This is a genomic window from Thermoflexus sp. (assembly GCF_025055495.1).
In the GTDB taxonomy this organism is placed as follows: Bacteria; Chloroflexota; Anaerolineae; order Thermoflexales; family Thermoflexaceae; genus Thermoflexus.
Genome location: NZ_JANWXB010000194.1, coordinates 1 through 5,600 on the forward strand (window position 1 = coordinate 1; position 5,600 = coordinate 5,600).

3 protein-coding genes are annotated in these 5,600 nt (G+C 60.3%); all 3 read right to left on the reverse strand.

Features of this window, described 5'->3' with window-relative positions:
- Window positions 1-262: 262 nt before the first annotated feature.
- On the reverse strand, window positions 263-3,433 hold the full coding sequence (locus NZM16_RS06625; protein ID WP_295479444.1) for a response regulator: 3,171 nt from the start codon (window positions 3,431-3,433) through the stop codon (window positions 263-265).
- 180 nt (window positions 3,434-3,613) lie between these two features.
- Window positions 3,614-4,408: an SAM-dependent methyltransferase gene (locus tag NZM16_RS06630; protein WP_295449835.1), complete on the reverse strand. Its 795-nt coding sequence runs from the start codon at window positions 4,406-4,408 to the stop codon at window positions 3,614-3,616.
- A 95-nt stretch (window positions 4,409-4,503) separates the two neighbouring features.
- The coding region (locus NZM16_RS06635; RefSeq protein WP_295479447.1) for a GAF domain-containing protein at window positions 4,504-5,600 on the reverse strand (1,097 nt) is incomplete at its 5' end.

The window sequence follows — 5,600 nt, forward strand, 5'->3', positions numbered from 1 at the left end:
GGGGAGGAGAGAAGAGAAGAAAATCTTTCGGGGACGGTGCGAGGGTCCAAGGCCCCACGCACCGTCCCCCAAACCCCCCCAAAGAAAAAGGGACAAAGCAATACGCCATGAAACGGTGGGGAAGAGGCTTAGAGTGACCGAGCGAGCGGCGAAGCCACCTGCCCAGTCGCCCCAAATCACGGGTTCGCAACGATGTTCGAAGCAGCCAAGCCCTCCGAGATGGCCACGCCCGTCCCCAACGCCCCTCCGAGAAGCGCAACCATTAAGGGCGAGGCCGCCGCAATACCTCTACGATCTCAGCGAGAAGAGCTTCGGGGTCCACCCCGACCTTCTGAAGCAGGGCTTCGATCCGCCCGTTCAGCCGCTGGCGATCCTCCTGGGTCAACGACTTGGCCGTTAACACAATGATCGGGATGGAACGGGTCGCCGGATCCCCCTTCAGCGCCTCCACCACCATGAAACCATCCATCTCCGGCATCATCAGATCCAGGATCACCAGGTCCGGCCGCTCCCGTTGCGCCATGGCGGTTCCTTCCTGTCCCCCGGAGGCCTCCAGAACCTGATAGCCGCCCATGCGCTCCAGAACCCGCCGGATGAGCTGGCGGTCGGCCTCTGAGTCGTCGATCACCAGGACCCGGAGCGGCCCGGGGCGGCCATCCACCCGCTGGATCGCCTCGAGCAGCTCCTCCTCGGTGAAGGGTTTAACCAGATACTCCGCCGCCCCCAGGCTGAAGCCCCGTCCCCGCTCATCGACAATCGAACAGATAATCACCGGGATCCGCCGGGCCTCCGGGTCTGTCTTCAATTCCTGAAGGACAACCCAGCCATCCTTCTGCGGCATCATAATGTCTAACGTGATGACATCCGGGCGAATCCGCCGCACGACCTCCAGAACTTCCTGGGCATCCGTAAGGCCGACCACCTCGAAGCCGTGCTTCTCCAGATAGCGTCGATAGAGGGTGATCACGCCCGGATCGTCATCCACGCACAGGACCACCGGCCGGCCGGAGCGGGGCTCCGCCAGATGGAGGGGACGAAACCGGGGGAGTGTGAAATAGAACGTGGATCCCTTCCCCACCTCGCTCTCCACCCAGATCCGACCGCCCATCAACTCCACCAGACGCCGAGCGATGGCCAGGCCCAGCCCGGTCCCGCCGTGACGTCGGGTGGTTCCACTCTCCACCTGGGTGAACTCCCGGAAGATCTCCTCTTGCTTCTCCTTCGGGATCCCGATCCCTGTATCTTGCACGCTGATGGTCACAAACCGATCGTCGGATCGGGCGCGGATCACAATGAAGCCCTGATCGGTAAACTTGGCGGCGTTGGAGACCAGATTGAGCAGAACCTGGCGAGCCCGCTGGGCGTCCGCCCAGACCGGCGGGAGATCCTCCGGAACCTCCTGGCGGAGTTCGATGAGCTTGTCGCGGGTGAGGCCGACCGCCGTGGACATCACGCCGCGGATGATCTCGCGCAGATCCACCTCGGCGAAATGGAGCTCCATGCGACCGGCCTCGATCTTGGAGAGATCCAGGATGTCGTTGATCAGGCCGAGCAGATGCTGCCCCGCGTTGTAGATCGCCGTGAGGTCCTGCCGCTGGGCTTCCGTCAGCGGCCCGTCGATGCCCTTCAGGATCACCCGGCTGAAGCCGATGATGGAGTTCAACGGCGTGCGCAGCTCGTGGGACATATTGGCGATGAACTGGGTCTTCAGCCGGTCCAGCTCCCGCAGGCGCTCCGCTGTCTGCTTCTGCTCTTGATGCAGGCGAGCGCTTTCCAGAGAAATGCTCAAAAGCTCGCCGATCAACTCAAAAACCGCCACGTCCTCTTTGTCAAACCCATACGGCTGAGCGGCCTCAATCACTAGAATTCCGCCTGACCCTCCAGGTCCCCTAAGAATAGGAACAAGCACTGCGGAACGGGCGGCCGAGTGGAAAATCGAAGGCTCGGTGGTTAGAGCGGAAAAATTCTCCCGTACCACCACTCGATTTTCGGCCAGAGCTATAGCTACCTCGGGGATCTCGTCTATTCCTAATTTCCGGAAATGTGTGGGAGCTTCTGCGCAGGGATCGCATGCCTGAAGCTCCAAGACCTGATGATCCGAGGCAAAATAAACCGAGACATGGATCGCAGCAGTATGATGGCGGATGCTCTCAACTGCATGAGAGATCAACAGCTCCGGATCGAGCTTGCCGACCATTTCGCGGGCGATCTCGACAGCCGCCTGCAGACGACGCGCGTTTCGATTGGCTTGTTCCAGAAGCGAGGCTGCTTCCAGCAAAATCGCCCAGGATTCCACGAGACGGTTGAGCAACGCCCGGGTGTCGGGTGAAAGATCTACGTGTGGAATCTGAAGAAAGCCGATCTCCGTAGCCCCTAACCTCAGAGAAAGACGCTCACCACCAGAAGGCTGCTCCCTCAACTCCTGGATGCCTTGCCCGGTAAAAACGTATCCAGCATCGCGTCCGGGGGCCAGCCATCGTTCGGCCATCGACTGGCCTGTGAGAACGCTCAGCTCATACAGGGTCTGCTGCGTGCGCTCCCACAGGAAGGCATTCTCAACGCTCAGGACCACCGCCTGGCCCAGAATCTTAAACAGGTCTTCCACGTCCTCCTCGCTTAGATCCGGCCCTACATCCAGCACGAGGGCCAAATGGCGCATGGGAAAATCAGGTATCCAGGGTCGTTGGGCGGGGAGAACGCACCTTATGATCCTGAAGGATCCAAGCTCTCCCTTCTCCGAATCCCCCGGATCCCATTCAAAGGACTCCGGGAATCGCTCGCTCTCTCGCGCGACAACCTGATAGCGGTGAGCATATACCTGATGATACAGCGCGAAGGGAAAGCCCAGATGTGCCCGAAGACCTTCCACCAGGTTGTCGATCACCTCCTGAACCCTCTGGGCCATAGAGATCCGGGGGATGATCTGCAAGACCCTCAAGGTCCAGTCCAGCCGCCTTTCGATGCGGCGACGAAGGGCCTGATTCTCCCGCAGTGAGGACTCCAGGGAGACAACGTAGGCCCTCGATATCCGCTCGTGCTCCTGGAGCATGTAGCGCTCCCGGCCCTCGCTCAATCCGCAAACCATTGATTCCTCGAGAGCGACTAGAAGGGGAATGCTCTCAACATACAGGCTGGGATCCGTCCTCCGGATGTATTCGCGAATTCGCTCGAAGGCGCTTAGGAGCGAAGAGATCGCCATTCCCTGAGAGCCCCATTCCCGGGCCCATGTCTGCGCCTCCTTGATCTCCATTGCTCCGCTCAGGAAACCCTCGACCAGAGCGATCAAGCGCTCCGCCAGCGGCGAAAGCGCTTGATACGAAGCCATCACACCTGTGTTGTCCAGCATACGTTGCCGAAGGACGTTCAGGACTTCCTGGGTCAGAGAAAGGCGATGGCGATCCCACCACATCCCATCAAGGATCGGTTTCTCCATCAGCGCCTCCTTTCTGATCTTCCGTCCCTTTCCACTGCTGGCCTTTGCGATCGAACCCTATCCGAATTTTTCGGTTTGCTGAACAAAGCTGGAAAGCAAAGCTCCCCCAACCCATCACCGAATCAAAGATCGAGAGGCTGCCGGGGTCGCCCCCCGTTGATAGCCTATGAGGTGTAAAACTTAACGCTTCTCCAGGATCACCCCATAAAACTCAATGCCCACGCCCTCCCGATCCTCTTCCGTAATGTAGTCATCCGGAAGGTTCAACCAGCGCACCAGCGGCTGGAAGCCTCGCCAATCCGGCTGCCAGGGGCGAACCAGTTCCTGGCACTCCTCGAAAGTGTAAAAGTAGAAGGGCTGGCCCATTTGCTCAAACATCGCCAGGAATTGAGCCAGGCGCGGCGTCATTTTTCCGGGCTCCTTGGTCTCAAATGTAGCAAACATCTTGCTTCCTGGGGCAGCCCATTCGTAAAGCTCATGCATCACTCGCCGCATTTCATCGGCGGTGAAGAAGGGAGAGACGCCGCTGAACCCAATTGCCACTCGACGCTGATCCCCAAACAGATCCCGGATCTCCGGTGCATTCAGATAGGTCTGCGGCTGCTTCATATCCGCCTGGAGATATCGAACTCGGGGATTATCCTGCAGGATCTCTCGCCCATATGCCACCACTACCGGATCAATATCAATATAGATGACGCGGGCATGGGGGACGACGGAGTGAATATGCTCCATGGTGGGCAAGCCCGACCCGAGATCCAGGAAGCAATCAAAGCCCTCTTCCGCCAGCAATCGCACGGCCTCCTGCAAGAATGCCCGCAACATCCGGACCCACTTGCGGGTGGAAGGCACCAAGCTGATCATGAATTCCGCCGCCTGTCGATCAGCTTCAAAATTGTGAGATCCTCCCAACACATAGTCATACACACGCCCCGGATTGGGAAGATGAGTCTGAAAGTCAATTTGCGAACTCATGGCTTTCACCCTCCTGGTTTAGTGATTGATTCGGATTCGTCAGAGCAACTCGAGACGTGCAAAGAAAACTGATACATGCAACGGGGAGACGAAACTCAAGCCCTGGGATCCTGCCTGCGGTCAGGTCCCTGTCCAATCCACACCGTCAGGGGCGTTATGCCCGTTAAGCGAGCGATCATCTCTAAGCCGGCCTGCAGACGCCCCTGCACGGTGTTGGACTGCAGCAACCGGGCAACGAACTCATTCAATGCTTCCTCTTCCCGGGCATGACGACGCAACTCCTCCAGGGTGACAGCGTTCTGTAGCGCCACCGCCAGGCTGTCCGCCACAGTGCCCAGGACGGTGAGATCCTCGGGCGAGAACGCGTGAGGGCGATCCGCCTGGATGGTCAGAGCGCCCAGGACCTGATCGCCCACGATCAGAGGCAAGGCCATCTCCGCGCGGGTGTCGGGAAGCAGGGGGTTGATATAGCGGGCTTCCGCCTCGCTCACATCCTGGGCGATCACAGGCCGCTTGCGGGCGCAGGCCTGGCCGATCATGGATTCCCCGCCCACCCGCAGGCGATGCCCGCGGGCCACCATCTGACGGCCAGCCTCCCCCGTCCCCGCCCGCAGAACCGCCCACTCGCCGGAGGGATCCAGGACGAAAGCCCCTACGTAGTAATAATCGAAGCGCTCCCGCACCAGATCCACGGCCTGCTGCAACAGTGCCTCCACGTCCAGGACGCTGACGATGATCCGGGAGATCCCCGCGGCGGTCTGGAGTCGTCGAGCCTGCCGTTGAGCCTGCTCATACAGAAGGGCGTTTTCCAGGGCGACGGCCGCCTGCTGGGCAATGGTCTGCGCCAGGCGCAATTCCTCAGGCCTGAACCGATGATGCGTCTGGATATAGTCCAGACCCACGGTGGCGATCACCTCGCCTCGTGCCATGAGGGGGACCACAGCGATGGACCGGATGCCCAGGCTGGCCAGGAGAGGCCCTGTGGCCTCCATCCGCTCATCCTGGAGCACATCGAAGGCCCACTGAGGCTCGCCGGTCTCCACCACCTGGCGGGTAAAAGCGTTGTCGGCCTGAACGCGAACGCCCGGGAAGCCCTGGGGAGGATACTCGGCCACCACGATCCCATAGTCCCGTCCCCTCTCCCAGAGGACTGCCCCACTGTGATCCGCGCCCAGCACCTCCACGAAGGCCC